The organism is Clostridium sp. J1101437_171009_A5, assembly GCF_015547905.1.
GTDB lineage: Bacteria > Bacillota > Clostridia > Oscillospirales > Oscillospiraceae > Pseudoflavonifractor_A > Pseudoflavonifractor_A gallinarum.
Genome location: NZ_JADMVY010000014.1, coordinates 1 through 17,545, shown reverse-complemented (window position 1 = coordinate 17,545; position 17,545 = coordinate 1). Strand labels below are relative to the sequence as shown.

General features: G+C 61.0%; 13 protein-coding genes and 2 tRNA genes. 9 read left to right on the top strand and 6 right to left on the bottom strand.

Features of this window, described 5'->3' with window-relative positions; genetic code table 11:
• Positions 1 to 3 precede the first annotated feature (3 nt).
• The 3 genes from dnaB to I2C21_RS15200 form a co-directional block, all read right to left on the bottom strand.
• Complete coding sequence (gene dnaB / locus I2C21_RS15210; protein ID WP_101690998.1) at positions 4 to 1,350, bottom strand: replicative DNA helicase; 1,347 nt, start codon at positions 1,348 to 1,350, stop codon at positions 4 to 6.
• A 34-nt stretch (positions 1,351 to 1,384) separates the two neighbouring features.
• On the bottom strand, positions 1,385 to 1,831 hold the full coding sequence (gene rplI, locus I2C21_RS15205; RefSeq protein ID WP_101690999.1) for a 50S ribosomal protein L9: 447 nt from the start codon (positions 1,829 to 1,831) through the stop codon (positions 1,385 to 1,387).
• A 75-nt stretch (positions 1,832 to 1,906) separates the two neighbouring features.
• Positions 1,907 to 3,898: a DHH family phosphoesterase gene (locus I2C21_RS15200; RefSeq protein WP_186964010.1), complete on the bottom strand. Its 1,992-nt coding sequence runs from the start codon at positions 3,896 to 3,898 to the stop codon at positions 1,907 to 1,909.
• 445 nt (positions 3,899 to 4,343) lie between these two features.
• On the opposite strand from I2C21_RS15200, the gene I2C21_RS15195 reads away from it, so the two are divergent.
• Both I2C21_RS15195 and I2C21_RS15190 read left to right on the top strand, forming a co-directional pair.
• The gene (locus I2C21_RS15195) at positions 4,344 to 5,408 is read left to right on the top strand and encodes a branched-chain amino acid aminotransferase (RefSeq protein ID WP_195279665.1); all 1,065 of its coding nucleotides are present in this window, start codon (positions 4,344 to 4,346) and stop codon (positions 5,406 to 5,408) included.
• Between the two features lie 160 nt (positions 5,409 to 5,568).
• A complete protein-coding gene (locus tag I2C21_RS15190) occupies positions 5,569 to 6,465 on the top strand; it encodes a GNAT family N-acetyltransferase (RefSeq protein WP_195279664.1) in 897 nt (298 codons plus the stop codon).
• A gap of 71 nt (positions 6,466 to 6,536) precedes the next feature.
• On the opposite strand, the gene I2C21_RS15185 is transcribed toward I2C21_RS15190, so the two are convergent.
• Positions 6,537 to 7,379, bottom strand: a complete 843-nt coding sequence (locus I2C21_RS15185; protein WP_193538941.1) for a pyridoxamine kinase — start codon at positions 7,377 to 7,379, stop codon at positions 6,537 to 6,539.
• A gap of 144 nt (positions 7,380 to 7,523) precedes the next feature.
• Between I2C21_RS15185 and I2C21_RS15180 the strand changes: the two genes are divergently transcribed.
• The 3 genes from I2C21_RS15180 to I2C21_RS15170 all read left to right on the top strand — a co-directional run bounded on the left by I2C21_RS15180 (position 7,524) and on the right by I2C21_RS15170 (position 9,283).
• Positions 7,524 to 7,606 (top strand) — tRNA-Leu (locus tag I2C21_RS15180).
• A gap of 30 nt (positions 7,607 to 7,636) precedes the next feature.
• Positions 7,637 to 7,712, top strand: a tRNA-Phe gene (locus tag I2C21_RS15175).
• A 218-nt stretch (positions 7,713 to 7,930) separates the two neighbouring features.
• The gene (locus I2C21_RS15170; protein ID WP_195279663.1) at positions 7,931 to 9,283 is read left to right on the top strand and encodes an MATE family efflux transporter; all 1,353 of its coding nucleotides are present in this window, start codon (positions 7,931 to 7,933) and stop codon (positions 9,281 to 9,283) included.
• 58 nt (positions 9,284 to 9,341) lie between these two features.
• Here the strand turns inward: I2C21_RS15170 and I2C21_RS15165 are convergent, their stop codons facing one another.
• Positions 9,342 to 11,417: a glutamine synthetase III family protein gene (locus tag I2C21_RS15165; RefSeq protein WP_195279662.1), complete on the bottom strand. Its 2,076-nt coding sequence runs from the start codon at positions 11,415 to 11,417 to the stop codon at positions 9,342 to 9,344.
• A 220-nt stretch (positions 11,418 to 11,637) separates the two neighbouring features.
• Positions 11,638 to 13,155: a putative polysaccharide biosynthesis protein gene (locus I2C21_RS15160; protein ID WP_328821086.1), complete on the bottom strand. Its 1,518-nt coding sequence runs from the start codon at positions 13,153 to 13,155 to the stop codon at positions 11,638 to 11,640.
• 119 nt (positions 13,156 to 13,274) lie between these two features.
• Between I2C21_RS15160 and I2C21_RS15155 the strand changes: the two genes are divergently transcribed.
• From I2C21_RS15155 to I2C21_RS15140, 4 genes are all read left to right on the top strand, one after another.
• Positions 13,275 to 14,018 carry a DUF554 domain-containing protein gene (locus I2C21_RS15155; RefSeq protein ID WP_180956677.1) on the top strand — a complete coding sequence of 248 codons (744 nt, stop codon included), beginning with the start codon at positions 13,275 to 13,277 and terminating at the stop codon, positions 14,016 to 14,018.
• 389 nt (positions 14,019 to 14,407) lie between these two features.
• On the top strand, positions 14,408 to 15,184 hold the full coding sequence (locus tag I2C21_RS15150; protein WP_101691007.1) for an enoyl-CoA hydratase-related protein: 777 nt from the start codon (positions 14,408 to 14,410) through the stop codon (positions 15,182 to 15,184).
• Between the two features lie 185 nt (positions 15,185 to 15,369).
• Positions 15,370 to 16,221, top strand: a complete 852-nt coding sequence (locus I2C21_RS15145; RefSeq protein ID WP_101691008.1) for a 3-hydroxybutyryl-CoA dehydrogenase — start codon at positions 15,370 to 15,372, stop codon at positions 16,219 to 16,221.
• A gap of 86 nt (positions 16,222 to 16,307) precedes the next feature.
• Entirely contained in the window at positions 16,308 to 17,450 is a 1,143-nt protein-coding gene (locus I2C21_RS15140) for an acyl-CoA dehydrogenase (protein WP_195279661.1), read from the top strand.
• The last annotated feature ends 95 nt before the right edge of the window (positions 17,451 to 17,545 follow it).

Below are 17,545 nucleotides of genomic sequence, written 5' to 3'. Positions count from 1 at the left end.
GGTCTAATACTCCTGATGCCGCCGGTCGATGGAGGAGAAGGTGGTATACTCGGGAAGCCACTGGAGCTCCACCGTCTTGGTCTCACCGTGGCGGTTCTTGGCGATGATACACTCGGCCAGATTGTGGTTTTCGCTGTCCTCGTTGTAGTAGTCGTCCCGGTAGAGGAACATGACGATGTCAGCGTCCTGCTCGATGGCGCCCGACTCACGCAGGTCGGAGAGCATGGGGCGCTTGTCGGAGCGGCTTTCCGGTCCGCGGGAGAGCTGGGAGAGGCAGACCACCGGCACATTGAGCTCCTTGGCCATGATCTTCAGGGCACGGGAGATGTCGGAGACGATCTGCTGGCGGTTGTCGCCCGAGCGGGTGGAGCCGCCGGCGGAGGTCATAAGCTGGAGATAGTCTATGACCACCAGACCCAGATTATCCACCCGGCGGCACTTGGCATTCATGTCGGCCACGCTGAGGGAGGGGTTGTCGTCAATGAGGATCTGGGTCTTGTTGAGGGCGGCGGAGGCCGCGGCAATGCGGCTCCAGTCCTCCTCACCCAGGCGGCCGGTGACCAGCTTCTTGTTGTCCACAAAGGACTCGCCCGAAATGAGGCGCATGGCCAGCTGCTCCCGGCTCATTTCCAGGGAGAAAAAGACCACGGTCTTACCGGAGAACTTGCCCGCGTGGAGGAGCATGTTCAGCGCGAAGGAGGTCTTGCCCATGCCGGGACGGGCGGCCAGCAGAATGAGGTCAGACTTGTTCAGGCCGGAGATGGCCATATCTACATCGGGCAGGCCGGTGGAGAGGCCGGGGACCGCCGAGTCGTTGGCGGCCAGCTCGGCCAGGCGCTCATAGACGTTCAGGATGACGCTGGAGATGTGCTCCAGCCCCTGGGCGGAGCGGCCCTGCCGGATGGCATAGATGCGCTGCTCCGCGGCCTCCAGCACCTCCTGGGCGGTGCCGGTCCCCTCCTGCACCATGGCGGTGAGGGCGCCCGCCGTCTCCGCGATGCGCCGCAGGAGGGATTTGTCCTTGACGATGGAGACATACTCCCGGACGTTGGCCGCCGTGGGCGTGATCTCCATGAGCTGGAGGATATAATTGCGGGAGGTGTTCTCGTCGTAGACGCCGTTCTGCTTCATGTGATCCAGTACGGTGACCGGATCGATGGTCAGAGAGAAATTGAACATGGAGTAGATGGTCTCATAGATCTCCCGGTTCTGCCGGAGATAGAAGTCCTCGCTCTTGAGGGACTCGATCACCTCGGGCACGCAGCGGGCATCAATGAGCATGGAGCCCAGCACAGACTGTTCGGCCTCCACCGAGTGGGGCATCTGCCGGACCAGAAGGGTCTCATCCATGTGCGTCACCTCCTCTGGAATGAAACCTCTGGGATCAGGCCTCGGTCACCATGACCTTCAGGGTGCCCACCACTTCATAGCCCAGCTTGCACTTGAGGTCGTAGCCGCCGAAGGCCTTGATGGGCTCGTCCTGGACGATCTTGGCCTTGGGGATGGAGATGCCGAACTGCTCGCTGAGGGCGTCGGAGATCTCCTTGGAGGTCACCGCGCCGAAGAGGCGGCCGCCGTTGCCGGCCTTGGCCTTGATCTGGACGGTAATCTCCTTGAGGCGCTGGGCAGTGGCCTCGGCCTCAGCCTTCTCAGCGGCCTCCTGGGCGCGCTTGGCCTTCTCCTGCTGCTTCATGGTGTTGATGTTCTCGGCGGTGGCGGGCACAGCCAGCTTTTTGGGAAGGAGGAAGTTGCGGGCGTAGCCGTCGCTGGCCTCGATCATCTGGCCCTTCTTGCCCTGGCCCTTCACATCCTGCTGCAAAATCACTTTCATGGATATCGTTCCTTTCTATTCAATCGTGGGAATCAAGCATTCAAATGGGTTCCGCGCGGGGGGAAATCCCCCGTATCAGACTTCCTCCTCAAAATACTGATCGATGGCGGTGAGGAGTTTGCGGGTCATATCGTCGATCTCGCCGGGGATCTGACCGCCGGCGGCGCTGGCATTTCCGCCGCCCCCCAGCTTTTCCAGAATGAGCTGCACATTGGTATCCCCCATGGAGCGGCCCGAGATGATGACCCGGTCGCCGTCCGGGAAGAGGACGAAGGAGGCGTCGATGCCCGAGATGTTGAGCAGCTCATCGGCGGCCTGGGCCGCGGTGACCCGGCCCACCGTGTGGTCCACCACTGCCACGGCGATGCCGTCCCGGTAGAGGCGGGCGTTGCGGATGATGTCATACCGGGCAATGGTGCCCTCCAGATCGTTCTGGAAGAGCTTGCGGACGTCGCCGGTATCGGCGCCGGCCCGGCGGAGGAAGGAGGCCGCCTCAAAGGTGCGGCTGCCGGTGCGCATGGTGAACTGTTTGGTGTCCAGCACGATGCCGGAGAGAAGCGCCTCCGCCTCGGTGCGCAGCAGGTCGGCCGGCTCCAGCAGGTACTGCAGAAGCTCGGTGACCAGCTCACTGGCCGAAGAGGCATAGGGCTCGTGGAAGTTGAGGGCCGCATCGGCGATATAGGTGGCGGCCCGGCGGTGGTGGTCGATGACCGCCACCTTGTTGCAGGAGAGGAGCAGATCCTCCGAGAGGGTCTGTTCCGGGCGGTTGGTGTCCACCACCACCAGAAGGGAGCGGGAATCGGCCTTGATCATCGCGTCCTGCGGGGAGAGGAAGACGTCCTTATACTCCGGCAGGGCGGAGAGACGGGCCACCATGTCGCTGGCCGGGTTGGGGTTGGGGTCTTTGATGAAATAGACGGGCGTGCCCTTCTTGCGGGCAATGGCACACACGCCGGCCGCGGCGCCGATGCAGTCGAAGTCGGGGAACTTGTGCCCCATGACAAAGACGTGGGAGGCGTCGGCGATCAGCTCGCCCAGCGCGCTGGACATGACCCGGCTCTTGACCTTGGTACGCCGCTCCAGCTCCTTGGCGTGGCCGCCGAAAAATTCGAAGTTGAACTTGTTCTTGATGACCACCTGGTCGCCGCCCCGGGAGAGGGCCATTTCCACCGAGAGGGCGGCGTACTGGAAGAGCTCCTGGAAGGTATCGGCGTCCCGGCCGATGCCGATGGAGAGGGTGGCCGGCATGCCCTTGGGGTTGAGCACGCCCCGCACCGCCTCCAGTACCGCGAATTTCCCCTCCCGCAGGGGGGCGAGGAACCGCTCCTCAAAGAGGAAGAGATACCGGTCCCGGTCATACTTGCACAGCAGACCGCCGGTGGGCTTGCACCAGGCGCTGATGTGCTCGTCGATGGCGTTGACCACCGAGGACTTCTCGTTGTCGCTGATGCCCTTCATCAGCTCCTCATAGTTGTCCACCGTGAGGATGGCGCACACCGGACGGGAGCCGTAAAATTCTTCCCGCACGGCGGAGTAGTCACTCACATCCACCCAATAGGTGGTGGCCAGGAAGCTGTGGGCCCCTTTCTCGTCGGTGCGCACCAGATGGCCGAAGACCAGGAAGCGGCGATCGGCCAGCTCCACCTCCATAGGGCATTCCGTCTTTCCCTCCATCAGCCAGCGGGAGGAAAAACCGGGCACCACCGAGGAGAGCTTGGTGTCAAAGAGATGCTCCCGCTCCCCGGTGAGCTGAAGAAAGCGGTCGTTGGACCAGATCACCTCATCACTCTCCGGGCGGAAAATGACCATGGGGAGGGGGGCGTTGATCATGGTGTCCTTGGTGGCCACATCGATGTTGCAGGTGATGTTGTCGATATACTTGAGGATCTCCTTCTGCCGCTGGGCATTGCTCCGGCGGAAATAAACGTAGAGCAGGATGATCACAACGCCCTCTGCGCCGCCCAGCCAGGGGCTGAGAAAGGCGGAGGCGATGGCAAACAGCACCAGACAGACAAAATAGAGCTGAAAACCGGGCTCCAGTAACCGGGACAGCTTCTTTTTCCGCATAGAAAAACGCCCTTTCCGCCGCACGCGCGGCCAGTTTCAGAGGAGATTGCATACCCCGGAGGGGGCGGCGGGACATGGTCCTGCCGGACAGAAAGCCACAAGCCTTGAACGCACCGGCGTTCAAGGCCCGATGAATCAATCGCTTTTTTCAAAGAAATGATACCATATTCGGGGACTCTTTTGGGCGGATACGGCCCATTCGCTTGATCGCCGTCCGGGTCCGGCAGGCCGGCTGCCGGAAAAAGAAACGGCTTTGCGGCTATTATAACATAAGTCAAATGGCGGGAAAAGCCTATTTTCTGTCAATCTTTCTCTTGCAGGGTGAAGATGAGACTGCTATAATGCTAATAATTCAGATAATTAAATCGCTAAATTGTCAGCCGCCCCCGGGGATCTTGCCGCGAGGACGGAAGGCCAGTCCAAAAAAAGGCAGGAGGTTATCCATATGAACGAATTCCCCATTGAGCGCGCCAAGCAGCTGAAACCCAAGCCCGACCCCAAGACGCTGATTTTCGGGCACAATTTTACGGACTATATGTTCCTGATGAACTATGACGCCGGGCAGGGCTGGCATGACGGCCGGATCGTGCCCTATGGTCCTCTCCAGCTGGACCCCTCCACCATGGTGTTCCACTATGCCCAGGAGGTCTTTGAGGGCATGAAGGCCTACCGCCGACCCGACGGCGGCGTGCAGCTCTTCCGTCCCATGGACAATGTGCGCCGGCTCAACGACTCCTGTGAGCGTCTGTGCATCCCCGCCCTGCCGGAGGACGTGGCGCTGGACGCCATCAAGGCGCTGGTAAAGGTGGAGGAAGACTGGGTTCCCAGCGAGCCGGGCACCTCCCTGTATATCCGTCCCTTTATTATCGCGACCGACGCCAGCCTGGGCGTCCACGCCAGCCACAGCTACCTCTTCTGCGTGATCTGCTGCCCGGTGGGCGCCTACTACAAGGAGGGCATCAACCCGGTGCGCATCTATGTGGAGAACGAGGATGTGCGGGCCGTCCGGGGCGGCACCGGCTACACCAAGTGCGGCGGCAACTACGCCGCCTCCATCCGCGCCGGCGAGCGGGCCGAGGGACAGGGCTATGCCCAGGTGCTCTGGCTGGACGGTGTGGAGCGCAAGTACATCGAGGAAGTGGGTTCCATGAACGTCATGTTCAAGGTGGACGGCAAGGTCATCACCCCCAAGCTCACCGGCTCCGTGCTGCCCGGCATCACCCGCCGCTCCTGCCTGGAGCTGATGCGTCACTGGGGCATGGATGTGGAGGAGCGGCTCATCACCGCCCAGGAGCTCTTTGACGCGGCCAAGGCCGGTAAGCTGGAGGAGGCCTGGGGCACCGGTACGGCCGCCGTGGTCTCTCCGGTGGGCGAGATGGGCTGGAACGACGAGCACGCCGTCATCAACGGCGGCGCCATCGGTGCCCTGACCCAGAAGCTCTACGATACCCTCACCGGCATCCAGTGGGGTACCCTGGAAGATCCCTATGGCTGGACGGTTCGCGTCTGATGTGATATAATCGTAAAACTGCACGGAGGGGACGGACCCGCGGCGGGCCCGCCCCCTCTGTTTTTGCTGCCCGGACTTCCGGGCAGTCTTTGCGTTGTGGAGGACGCATGACCGTGCAGGACCTAGAGAGATAGAGAGATAAAGAGAGGAACGACACACAATGGAGATCACACTGGATGGAAGCCGCTTTGACTATCGCACCTGCTATCAGGAGGAGCCCAGCCTGCGGGAGAGCTTCAACGCCCTGGCAGGCAAGGTGTTCGGACTGGATTTTGAGCCCTGGCACCGGGCCGGCTACTGGACTGACCGCTACCGGCCCAACTCCCTGGCCTACGAGGGCCGGGTGGTGGCCAACGTATCGGTGAGTCCCATGGACCTGCGGTGCATGGGCAAGGAGCTGCACTACCTTCAGATCGGTACCGTCATGTGTGACCCGGAATTCCGGGGCCGGGGCCTGATCCATTTTCTCATGGCCCGGGTGCTCACCGACTGGGCGGGGAAATGCCATGGCATCTATCTCTTTGCCAACCGGGACACCCAGGAGTTCTACCCCCGCTTTGGCTTTGAGAAGGTGCGGGAGTTCCGCCACACCGCCCAGGTCCAGGCCCTGCCCGGACGGAGCCAGGTGTGCCGGCTCATCCCGGAGCTCTCCCAGGACAAGTCCCTGATCCTCTCCCACTATCAGAAGGGCAATCCCCATGCCCTGCTCAGCTGGGAGCACAACCCGGGCCTGCTCTTCTTCCACTGCGGCGGCGTGATGCGGGAGCACATCTACTATGTGGGCAGCCACGACACCGTGGCGGTGGTGGAGTACGATGGGGAGACCATGTACTGCCACGATCTCTTCGGCGGCAGCGGCCGTGATCTGGGGGAGATCCTCTCCGCCCTGGCCCGGCCCGAGACCGAGAAGGCGGTGCTGGGCTTTACTCCCCGGGCCGGGGCATCCTGCTCGGTCCGCCCTCTGATGGACCGGGACAGCACCCTCTTCATGCTGGGGAACGGGAAGGAGCTGCTCAAGCGCTATTCCTGCCGTTTCCCCCTGCTCTCTCACACCTGATCCGGCCGGATGAAACGAAAGGCGGCCCGGAGGACAGTCGTCCTCCGGGCCGCCGGTTTTGTGTTCGGGCTTCAGTCCATGAGCAGGTGAAGCAGAGGTTCAAACTGCACCCCGTCCAGAATGGGCGTGCCCAGTTCCAGAGTGGCCGCGGCGCAGGTCTGGACAAAGGAGACGGCCCGCTCCATACTCTGGGGGAGAGGGGCGCCTTTGAGCAGGCTCCCCAGCAGCACGCTGGCAAAGAGGTCACCGGTGCCAGGGAAATGGGCGGGTTCCTGCCGGGTTTGGGAGAAGGAGACGCGGCCGGTCTCCCGGTCCCAGCAGCCCGCCCCCACCTCACCGTCGGAGAGACTCACCCCCGTGATGACTACCGAGCGCCGCCCGCCCAGAGAGAGCCGCTCCAGCCAGGCGGCCATCCCGGCTTCGCCGGAGGGGACAGCCTCATAGGGCTCCTCCAGAAGCAGGGCCGCCTCAGTCAGATTGGGCGTGATGATGTCAGCCTGCTCGGCTAGGGCCCCCATCCGCTGGCACAGGGCGGGGGTATAGGTGCTGTACGGCTTGCCGTGATCTCCCATGACCGGGTCCACCAGTACCAGAGTATTGGGACGGCGGAAGCGGGCGATAAAAGCCCGGAGCACGTCGATCTGGCGTTCCGAACCCAGGAACCCGCTGTAAATGGCCTCAAAGGAGGCCCCCAGCTGAGCCCAGTGGTCACTGCACCGGGTCATCTCGTCGGTCAGGTCGAGAAAGACGGCGCGGTCCGAGGAGGGATAGGCGGTATGGGCGGAGAGATAGGCGGTGAGCAGGGTCTCACACCGGTTTCCCATGGCGGCAAGTACCGGCAGGGCGATGGTGGCCGAGCACCGGCCAAATCCCGACAGATCCTGGATCACAGCCACTTCGGGCGCGCGCTTCATAGCGGTCACTCCTTACAGATGGGATATCAATACGCGCGGATGCGGATAAACTTCTGGATGTATTCCCATTATAGCTGGATCTTTGTAAATTTTCAATTGACAAATGGAGAAAAGCATGATAATATATACAAGAATGACCGATGCGCGGGTATGGTGGAATTGGCAGACACGCCAGATTTAGGTTCTGGTGGGCGACCGTGCAGGTTCAAGTCCTGTTACCCGCACCAGAGAGGTTCTGGTTGCAGGGCCTTTCATTTGCCTCTGTAGCTCAGTTGGTAGAGCAGGGGACTGAAAATCCCCGTGTCGCTGGTTCGATTCCGGCCGGAGGCACCAGGTCGGAGCAAGCGAAAGCTTGCTCCGACTTTTTTGTTTTGTCCGCCTTGGTCATGTGCCGCCGGGGCGGCCGCTCTTGACAAACGAGCGGGAAATATGCTACCCTTTCAGCAGCGCGGAGGGTATGACATTCGCTGGAAATGTTATGCTGGATAAGGCTACAGACTGAGACGTCTGTTCCTTATCCAGCTTTTTTTATTGCAAAGGAGCGGGAAGCCATGAGAAAGACAAGAGATCTGACGGAAGGAAGAGTGATCACATCCCTGATTCGCTTTGCCATGCCGGTCTTTGCGGCGCTGTTTTTGCAGTCGCTGTACGGCGGAGTGGACCTGCTGGTGGTGGGACAGTTTTCCCATACGGCGGATGTGTCAGGCGTCTCCACCGGCAGTGTGCTGATGCAGACGGTGGCCATGGTGGTCACCGGGCTGACCATGGGAATCACCATCTTTGTGGGGCAGAAGATCGGAGAGGGGCGGCGCGAGGAGGCGGGCCGGGCCATCGGAACGGGTATTCTGCTCTTTACGGCGCTGGGGATTCTCCTTACGGGACTTCTGGTCGGCGGGGCCGGAACACTGGCCCGCCTGCTCCACGCGCCCGAGGAGGCCTATGAGCAGACCTGTGCCTACATCCGCATCTGCGGCATGGGGGGCGTCTTTATTGTGCTTTACAACCTGCTGGGGGCGGTCTTTCGGGGGATCGGAGACTCCAAGACCCCTCTGGTGACCGTGTGCATCGCCTGCGTGTGCAACATCCTGGGAGATCTCTTCTTTGTGGCGGTGCTCCACATGGGGGCACAGGGGGCCGCGCTGGCCACGGTGCTCTCCCAGGCCATCAGCGTGGTGCTGTCGCTGGTCCTGGTACGGGGGCGGCCCCTTCCGTTCCAGTTTCGGCCCGGCTATCTGCGCCTGGACGGGTTTTATCTGCGCCGGGAGCTGGCACTGGGGGCTCCCATCGCCCTTCAGGAGTTCCTGGTGGGGATCTCCTTCATCGTCATCCAGACGGTGGTCAACGCCATCGATGTAACGGCCTCGGCAGGGGTGGGCGTGGCGGAAAAGGTGTGCGGGTTCATTATGCTGGTGCCCTCCTCCTATGCCCAGTCCATGTCGGCCTTTGTGGCGCAGAACATGGGGGCGGGAAAGGCGGCCCGGGCCCGGGCTGCCCTGGGGTATGGCATCGCCACAGCTCTGGGTGTGGCGGTGGTCATCGCGTCCTTTGCCTTTTTCCGGGGAGATCTGCTGGCGGGGATCTTCTCCCGGGACCCGGAGGTTATCGCCCAGGCTCACGACTATCTGAGGGCCTACGCCATTGACACCCTGCTTACCTCGATCCTCTTCTGCTGCGTGGGGTACTTCAACGGCTGTGGACACACCTTCTTTGTGATGGTGCAGGGGATCGTGGGGGCCGTGCTGGTGCGCATCCCGGTGGTCTATCTGGTGAGTATGCGCCCCCACCCCACGCTGTTTCAGATCGGTCTGGCCACTCCGTGCGCCACGGTGGTACAGATCACCCTCTGTCTGCTCTTCCTGCTATGGCACCGGAAGAGCAGAAGTGCCCGGGAGCTGCCCGTATAAAAACCGGCCGTCCGGCGGGAAACTCCCGCCGGACGGCCGGTCTCATTAGGAAGGAAAATCAGATGTAAAAAAGCAGATCCCGATAGGTGGGGAAGGGCCAGAAATCGTGGCTGACCATGCCCTCCAGTCGGTCGGCCACAGCACGGGCGGCCTCCATGGCGGGCAGGACGGCCTGGGCGCAGTATTCCGCCCGGGGCGCGGCTCCGCTGGGCAGGGCGGTGAGGGAGGACTCCAGCTCGGCGGCACGCTGGAAGAGGAGTCCGGTCTCCTCGGTGAGGGAGCGGACCAATGCGCTCTCCTCCGGGGCGGGGATGCCGATGGACTGCTTGACGGCTACGCCCTCGGCCACCTGCTTGGAATAGGCCATGCAGGCGGGGAGGATCTGCTGGCGGAGCAGATCCAGGGCGGTGCGGGCCTCGATGAGGATGGTCTTGCTGTAATCCTCCTGGATGATCTCCTGGCGGGAGCGGATCTCCTCCAGTGTGTAGATGCCCATGGCGGCAAAGAGGGCCACGTTCTTGGGATCGTCGTAGCGCTCCAGGGCCTCGGGGGTGGTGCGCAGGTTGAGCAGGCCCCGGCGCTGGGCCTCGATGGGCCAATCCGTCCCGTAGCCGTTTCCGTTGAAGAGGATCCGGCGGTGGGCGGCCAGCTCCCGCCGGATGAGGGCGGAGAGGGCAGTATCAAAGACGGGGGCGTCCTCCAGCTCGTCGGCAAACTCCCGCAGGACCATGGCAACGGCAGTGTTGAGCATCACGTTGGTGCAGGCGATGTTGAAAGAGGAGCCGGGCATACGGAACTCAAACTTATTGCCGGTAAAGGCGAAGGGAGAGGTGCGGTTCCGGTCCGAGTTGTCCAGAGGGATGGGGGGAAGGGCGGTGACGCCGATATCCATGGCGGCATCCACAGCCTTGTCGTGGGCTCCGCCCGAGACCAGGGCATCCACCACCTGCTCCAGCTCGTCGCCCACATAGACCGAGACGATGGCGGGCGGTGCCTCATTGGCACCCAGGCGGTGGTCGTTGCCCGCGCTGGCCACCGAGATGCGCAGCAGATCCTGATAGTCGTCCACCGCCTTGATGACGGCGGTGAGGAAGAGCAGGAACTGGGCGTTGTCCATGGGGGTCTTGCCCGGGTCCAGCAGGTTCTCCCCGGTGTCGGTGGAGAGGGACCAGTTGTTGTGCTTGCCCGAGCCATTGACCCCCTCAAAGGGCTTTTCATGGAGGAGGCAGACAAAGCCGTGCTTGTTGGCCACCTTCTTCATGATCTCCATGGAGAGCTGGTTCTGGTCGGTGGCCAGGTTGGCGGTGGTAAAGAGGGGGGCCATCTCATGCTGGCAGGGTGCCACCTCGTTGTGCTCGGTCTTGGAGCAGATACCCAGCTTCCACAGCTCCTCATCCAGCTCCGCCATAAAGGCCTTGACCCGGGGACGGATGGAGCCGTAGTAGTGATCCTCCATCTCCTGGCCCTTGGGGGCGGGCGCGCCGAAGAGGGTCCGGCCCGTGAGGATCAGATCGGCCCGCTTGCCGTAGTCCTCTTTGTTGATGAGGAAATACTCCTGCTCGGCCCCCACGGTGGAGGTCACCCGGCGTACATCCTTGCCGAAGAGACGGAGCACCCGGATGGCCTCCCGGCTCACCGCGTCCATGGAGCGGAGCAGGGGGGTCTTTTTGTCCAGGATCTCCCCGTGGTAGGAGCAGAAGGCGGTGGGAATACACAGGGTATCATCCTTGATAAAGGCGTAAGAGGTGGGGTCCCAGGCGGTATAGCCCCGGGCTTCAAAGGTGGCCCGCAGCCCGCCGGAGGGGAAGGAGGAGGCGTCCGACTCGCCCTTGATGAGCTCCTTGCCTGAGAAATCCATGATGACCGATCCGTCCCCACAGGGGGAGAGGAAGGCGTCGTGCTTTTCGGCGGTGATGCCCGTCATGGGCTGGAACCAGTGTGTGAAGTGGGTGGCGCCCTTGCCCACCGCCCAGTCCTTCATGGCGGCGGCCACCACATCGGCCACGGCGGGGTCCAGGGCCGTGCCCTCGTTGATGGTGCGCCGGAGGGCGCGGTAGATATCCTTGGGGAGCCGCTCCCGCATGACAGAGTCGTTAAAAACCATGCTGCCAAAGACTTCAGGGACCTTACTCATCAAAACATTCCTCCATGGAGTCCCCCGGCAGAGGGGACCGATAAAAAAAGACACTGCGGCCAGGGCCGCAGCGTCCTTGCTGCATAAAAGTCATTATAAGCCGTGGGCGGGGGGCTGTCAAGCATCTGAGGGCGGAATCCGGCGCAGCGGGGCGGAAATTGTGAGAGAATGCAAAAAAGTGCCCCTTTTTACCGAGAAAAACGGATGAAAAACCAACAAGTCAATGTAGGGAAAAGAGGGCCCGAACCGAAACGCCCTGGGCCGAGAGGGCGCAGAGGTATTCCACGCTCCCAAAGAGCAGGCAGATGAGAACAGCCCAAATGCCCTCCACACCGCTGCGGCACAAGAAGCGGAAGAGCAGATTGACGCACAGGCCCATAAGGAGGGCGGACAGCGCGGGGGCCGTACACCACTGGAAGAGCCGGGGCCGCATATGGGCATACCGCCCCACCTGATACCAGTTGAGGAGCAGACCCAGGGCGGAGCTGGCCACAAAGCCCGCCACATAGCCCTTGAGTCCCACACCGGGCAGGCCCATCAGGAAAAAGGTGCAGCCCAGTTGCACCCCTCCGCAGAGGATGGCGTTCCAGGCGGCGGCACGCTGTTTTCCCACGCCGTTGAGCACGCCGGAGAGGATGGACTGATAGCAGGACAGCAGGACACCCAGTGAGAGGGGGAGGATAAAATCCCCCGCGCTTTCCTCCCGGAAGAGGAAACGCCCGATGGTCGGGCCCAGAACCACCAGAAAGGCCATGGCGGGCATGATGAGGACCGATGTGGCCAGCATGGCCTTGTGGACCCGGTCCCGGATCCGATCCAGACGGCCCAGGGCGGCGCTGCGGGCCAGACGGGGAACCAGAACCAGCCCCATGGCGCCGATAAAGGCGGTGGGCATGACCAGCATGGGGATCGTCATGCCGCACAGCACACCAAACGAGCTCATGGCATGGGACACGTCGGAGCCGGAGGCCACCAGACGCTGGGGGATGAGTACCGCGTTGGCCGAGCCCATGATATTCCCCAAAAGAGCGGTAAAGCCGATGGGAACGGCAATGGCGCGGATCCGGCGGCCCAGCCCGGGTTCAGCGGCGGTCCGAGGCAGACCGGCTGCCCGTTTTCGGTACAGAATGACCAGCGTAACGGAGGAAAAGAGCTCACAGATCACCATGCCGGTCACGATGAGTCCCACGGTGCGCTCCGGCGTCTGAGGGAGAAAGAGGGCCAGAAGGCCCAGGACCGCCCCGGTGCGGATAAACTGTTCACACAGCTCCACTGCCGCAGGCGGACGGATATTTCCGGTGCCGTAAAAATAGTGTTTGTGGAGATTTTCGATCCCCGTGAGAAAGAGACAGGGGAGTAAAAGAAGGAGGCCCAGCTGGGTCCTGGCGTCTCCCAGCAGATAGACCGAAATGGGGTCATAGAACAGCACCGTTACCCCGGCCACCAGGGCAAAGAGGATCAGAAAGGCGGTCAGGCAGCGCCGCAGTACCGCCCCCATGGCCCCCTCGTTTCCCCGTGCGGCATACTCAGCCGAGAGGTTGGACACGGCTACGGTCAGGCCGACGGCGGTGATGGAGAGGACCACGGAATAGACCGGTAGGATGAGTTGATAGAGTCCCATGATCTCGGCGCCCACCAGCCGGGAGAGGAAAATGCGGTAGATAAATCCCAGTACCTGGGCCACCAGACTGGTGCCGGTGAGCAGTAAGGTGCCGTATAACATGGATGAACGGCTCACTTTCAAGGACAGCCCCCCTTTTTCTTCGCTGTTCTACCATATGTGGTCCAGTGCCTGGACATGAGGAGAATTCCCCTTTGACAAGGGGCGAAAAGGTGAGTATCATTATATTTAATACAGTGAAGCGGGAAAGCGCCCGCCGGAAGGAGTTACCCATGATCGCCACCGTTATCAATGTCGTTCTGATTTTATTGGGCAGTTTGCTGGGGCTTGTGTGCAAGGACCATATCAAACCCCGTTTTGCCGCCACACTGACCAGTGCACTGGGGCTGTGTGTGATGGGGATCGGGGTCTCCAGTATGATTGGCACGCAGGATACCCTGTGTGTGATCGTCTGCATGGTCGTGGGAACGCTGTTGGGGGAGGCACTGCGTATCGAAGACCGCCTGGAGGGAATCGGCATACTGGTGCGGGGACGCCTGCTCCGGGGCGGCGGCAACAGCCGTTTTGTGGAGGGATTTGTCAATGCCACAGTCCTGTTCTGCGTGGGAGCCATGGCCATCAACGGAAGCCTGGAGGCGGGCCTCAACCACAACTATTCCATCCTGATTTCCAAGAGTGTCATCGACGGGGTGACCGCCATCACCTTTGCCTCGGCCATGGGCGTGGGTGTGGCCTTCTGTGTGGTGCCCCTCTTCCTCTACCAGGGGGGACTGACGCTGCTGGCTCAGTTTGTAGGCCCCTATCTGCCGCAGGACGTGGTGGTGGAGATGAGCGCAGTAGGGGGGACCATCATCGTGGGCATCGCCCTGAACATGCTGGGACTGCCCCGGGAAAAGATCCGGGTGGGCAATATGCTGCCGGCCATGTTTCTGCCCATGGCCTATCTGCCCCTCTCCCGGTGGCTGACCGCCCTGATGTGAGCATCCTTTCCGCAAAGCACTTCGGATTCCGAAGTGCTTTTTATTTGGAATCTAATCAATGTTAATAAAATAACAAAAGGCGCAAAGACCGCGAAATCGTCAATTTTTTCACTAAGTATTTGTAAAATACCAACAATAAAATGAATGAAAAAAGAAAGCGTGTAGATAAAAAATACGATTTTTTTCAAAAACCCTCTTGCGTATGAGCCAAAAAAGAGCTATACTAAGCGAGGATCGAGAAAACGGAACAGCCAAGAAACCACCTGTAAAGTTGTGCAACTGCGGATAGAAAACCTGCTGTTGCAATTTTTTAGGAGGTTATATGTTAAAAAAATAACAAGCTGCCGGACGGTCCAACAACACTTTACAAGAAACAGGAGGTAGAACGAGTGGCATTTGTGAAGTTTGAGCAACAGGGACACGTTGGAATCATCACCATCGACCGGCCCGATGCGCTCAATGCCCTCAACAGTCAGGTCCTCTCTGATCTGGACGCCGTTCTGGACAGAGTGGAGGCTGAGGATGAGATCTATGTGGTCATCCTCACCGGTGCGGGCCGCTCCTTTGTGGCGGGGGCCGACATCGGGGAAATGAAGGGCTTTACCTCCAGTGACGGAAAGAAATTCGGCGTCCGCGGAGGAAATGTGTTCCTCAAGCTGGAGAATCTGTCCAAGCCTGTGATCGCCGCGGTCAACGGCTTTGCGCTGGGCGGCGGATGCGAGCTGGCCATGGCCTGTGACATCCGCCTGGCCAGTGAGAAGGCCAAGTTCGGTCAGCCCGAGGTGGGCCTGGGGATTACACCCGGCTTCGGCGGGACGCAGCGTCTGCCCCGTATCGTGGGGGTTTCCAAGGCCATGGAGCTCATTCTGACCGCCCGGGTCATCGGTGCAGCCGAGGCCAAGGAGATCGGCCTGGTGTCTGCGGTCTGTCCGCCGGAAGAGCTGATGGAGCGCGCCATGGAACTGGCCCAGGCGATCTGTGCCAATGCACAGATCGCAGTGCGGGAGTCCAAGCGCTGCATCCGGATGGGAATGCAGACCGATATCCACACCGCCGCGGCCTTCGAGGCGGAGGCCTTCGGCGTCACCTGTGGCACGGCCGACAAGGATGAGGGCATGGGCGCCTTTTTGGAGAAGCGGAAGGAAAAGCATTTCCTCAACCGCTGATCTGGACCGTTTTTAAAAATGATTGAGCAAACTGAGGCACGCAGAGCAAGATCCAATACACAGCATGTCACCAACCATGAGCAGGAACATTCCGTACCACCGCGAAAGAACGCGCGGGCGGACCGAACGGGTCCGCAGGGTACTTTAGCATTTGGGATCAACTGAATTTTGGGAGGACTATGTTTATGAAAAAGATCGTTATCATCGGCGGCGGCACCATGGGCCTGGGCATCGGCCAGGTTTTTGCGACCAAGGGTATCGATACCGTGATCCGCTCCACCAGCGAGCAGAGCGCCGAGAAGCATAAGAACAGCCTCATTAAAAGCCTGGATAAGCGCATTGCCAAGGGCAAGCTGGACGAGGCCGGCAAGGAGGCCCTGCTCTCCAAGCTGACCTTTACGACCGACATCAACGCTGCGGCTGACGCCGATCTGGTTGTGGAGTCCGCCGTGGAGGAGCTCTCCCTGAAGAAGGAGCTCTTCGCTCAGCTGGATGCCATCTGCAAGCCCGAGGCCATCCTGGCCACCAACACCTCCTCCATCTCCATCACCGACATCGCCTCCGCCACCAAGCGGGCCGACAAGGTGATCGGTATGCACTTCTTCAACCCCGCCCCCGTGATGAAGCTCATTGAGGTCATCCGCGGCGTAAACACCTCCGACGAGACGTTCAAGGCGATCTTTGACCTCTCCAAGGACGTGGGTAAGGATCCTGTGGAAGTAGACGAGGCCCCCGGTTTTGTCGTCAACCGCCTGCTCATCCCCATGATCAACGAGGGTATCAATGTGGTCGAGAGCGGCATCGCCTCTGTGGAGGACGTGGACAAGGCCATGAAACTGGGCGCCAATCATCCCATGGGTCCCCTGGAGCTGGGCGACTTTATCGGCCTGGACGTGTGTCTGGCCATCATGGATGTTCTCTATAAGGAGACCAACGATCCCCGTTACCGCGCTTCCCTGCTGCTGCGCAAGATGGTCCGCGGCGGCCGTCTGGGCCGTAAGACCGGCATCGGTTTCTACGACTACAGCAAGAAGTAATTCCAGTATTCGGATAGCCGGGGACGGAGATCGTCCCCGGCTCCCAGCCGTATATGTGTATTTTTATCTAGAAGGAGCAAAGCAATATGGATTTTCATCTGTCCAAAGAGCATGAGATGCTTCGGAAAATGTACCGTGAGTTCGCCCAGAATGAGGTGAAGCCCTTGGCCGAGGAGATCGACGAGGAGGAGCGCTTCCCCGAGGAGACCGTCAAGAAGATGGCCAAGCTGGGCATGATGGGCATCTATTTCCCCAAGGAGTACGGCGGCGCCGGCGCCGATGTGCTGGCTTATTCCATGGCGGTGGAGGAGCTGGCCAAGGTGTGCGGCACCACCGCTGTCGTTGTGTCCGCCCACACCTCCCTGTGCTGCGCCCCCATCTTTGAGAACGGCACCGAGGAGCAGAAGAAGAAGTACCTGCCCAAGCTCTGCTCCGGCGAGTGGATCGGCGCCTTTGGCCTGACCGAGCCCAACGCCGGTACCGATGCTTCCGGACAGCAGACCACCGCGGTGCTGGAGGGAGATCACTATGTGCTCAACGGCTCCAAGATCTTCATCACCAACGCCGGCTTTGCCAATGTGTTCATCGTCTTTGCCATGACTGATCCCAAGGCGGGCAACCACGGCATCTCCGCCTTCATTGTGGAGCGGGACTTCCACGGATTCTCCATCGGTAAGCACGAGAAGAAGATGGGCATCCGCGGCTCCTCCACCTGTGAGCTGATCATGGAGGACTGCATCGTGCCCAAGGAGAACCTGCTGGGCAAGGAAGGCAAGGGCTTCAAGATCGCTATGAAGACGCTGGACGGCGGCCGTATCGGCATCGCCTCTCAGGCTCTGGGCCTGGGCGAGGGCGCCGTGGAGGAGGCCATCAACTACACCAAGGAGCGCGTGCAGTTTGGCCGCCGCCTGTCTCAGTTCCAGAACACCCAGTTCCAGCTGGCCGATATGCACACCCGCATGCAGGCTGCCCAGTTCCTGGTGTACTCCGCTGCGATGAAGAAGCAGAATGGCGAGCCCTACTCCATGGACGCCGCCATGGCCAAGCTCTTCGCCGCTGAGGCCGCCAGTGATGTGACCCGCCGCGCCGTTCAGCTCTTTGGCGGCTATGGCTACACCCGTGAGTACCCCGTGGAGCGCATGATGCGCGACGCCAAGATCACCGAGATCTACGAGGGTACCAGCGAGGTTCAGCGCATGGTCATTTCCAGCCATCTGGGCGTGAAGTAAGGAACGGAGGATATTGACATGAAAGCAATCGTATGTGTGAAGCAGGTGCCGGATACCTCCGGTAAGGTTGCGGTGAAGGCGGACGGCACCATGGA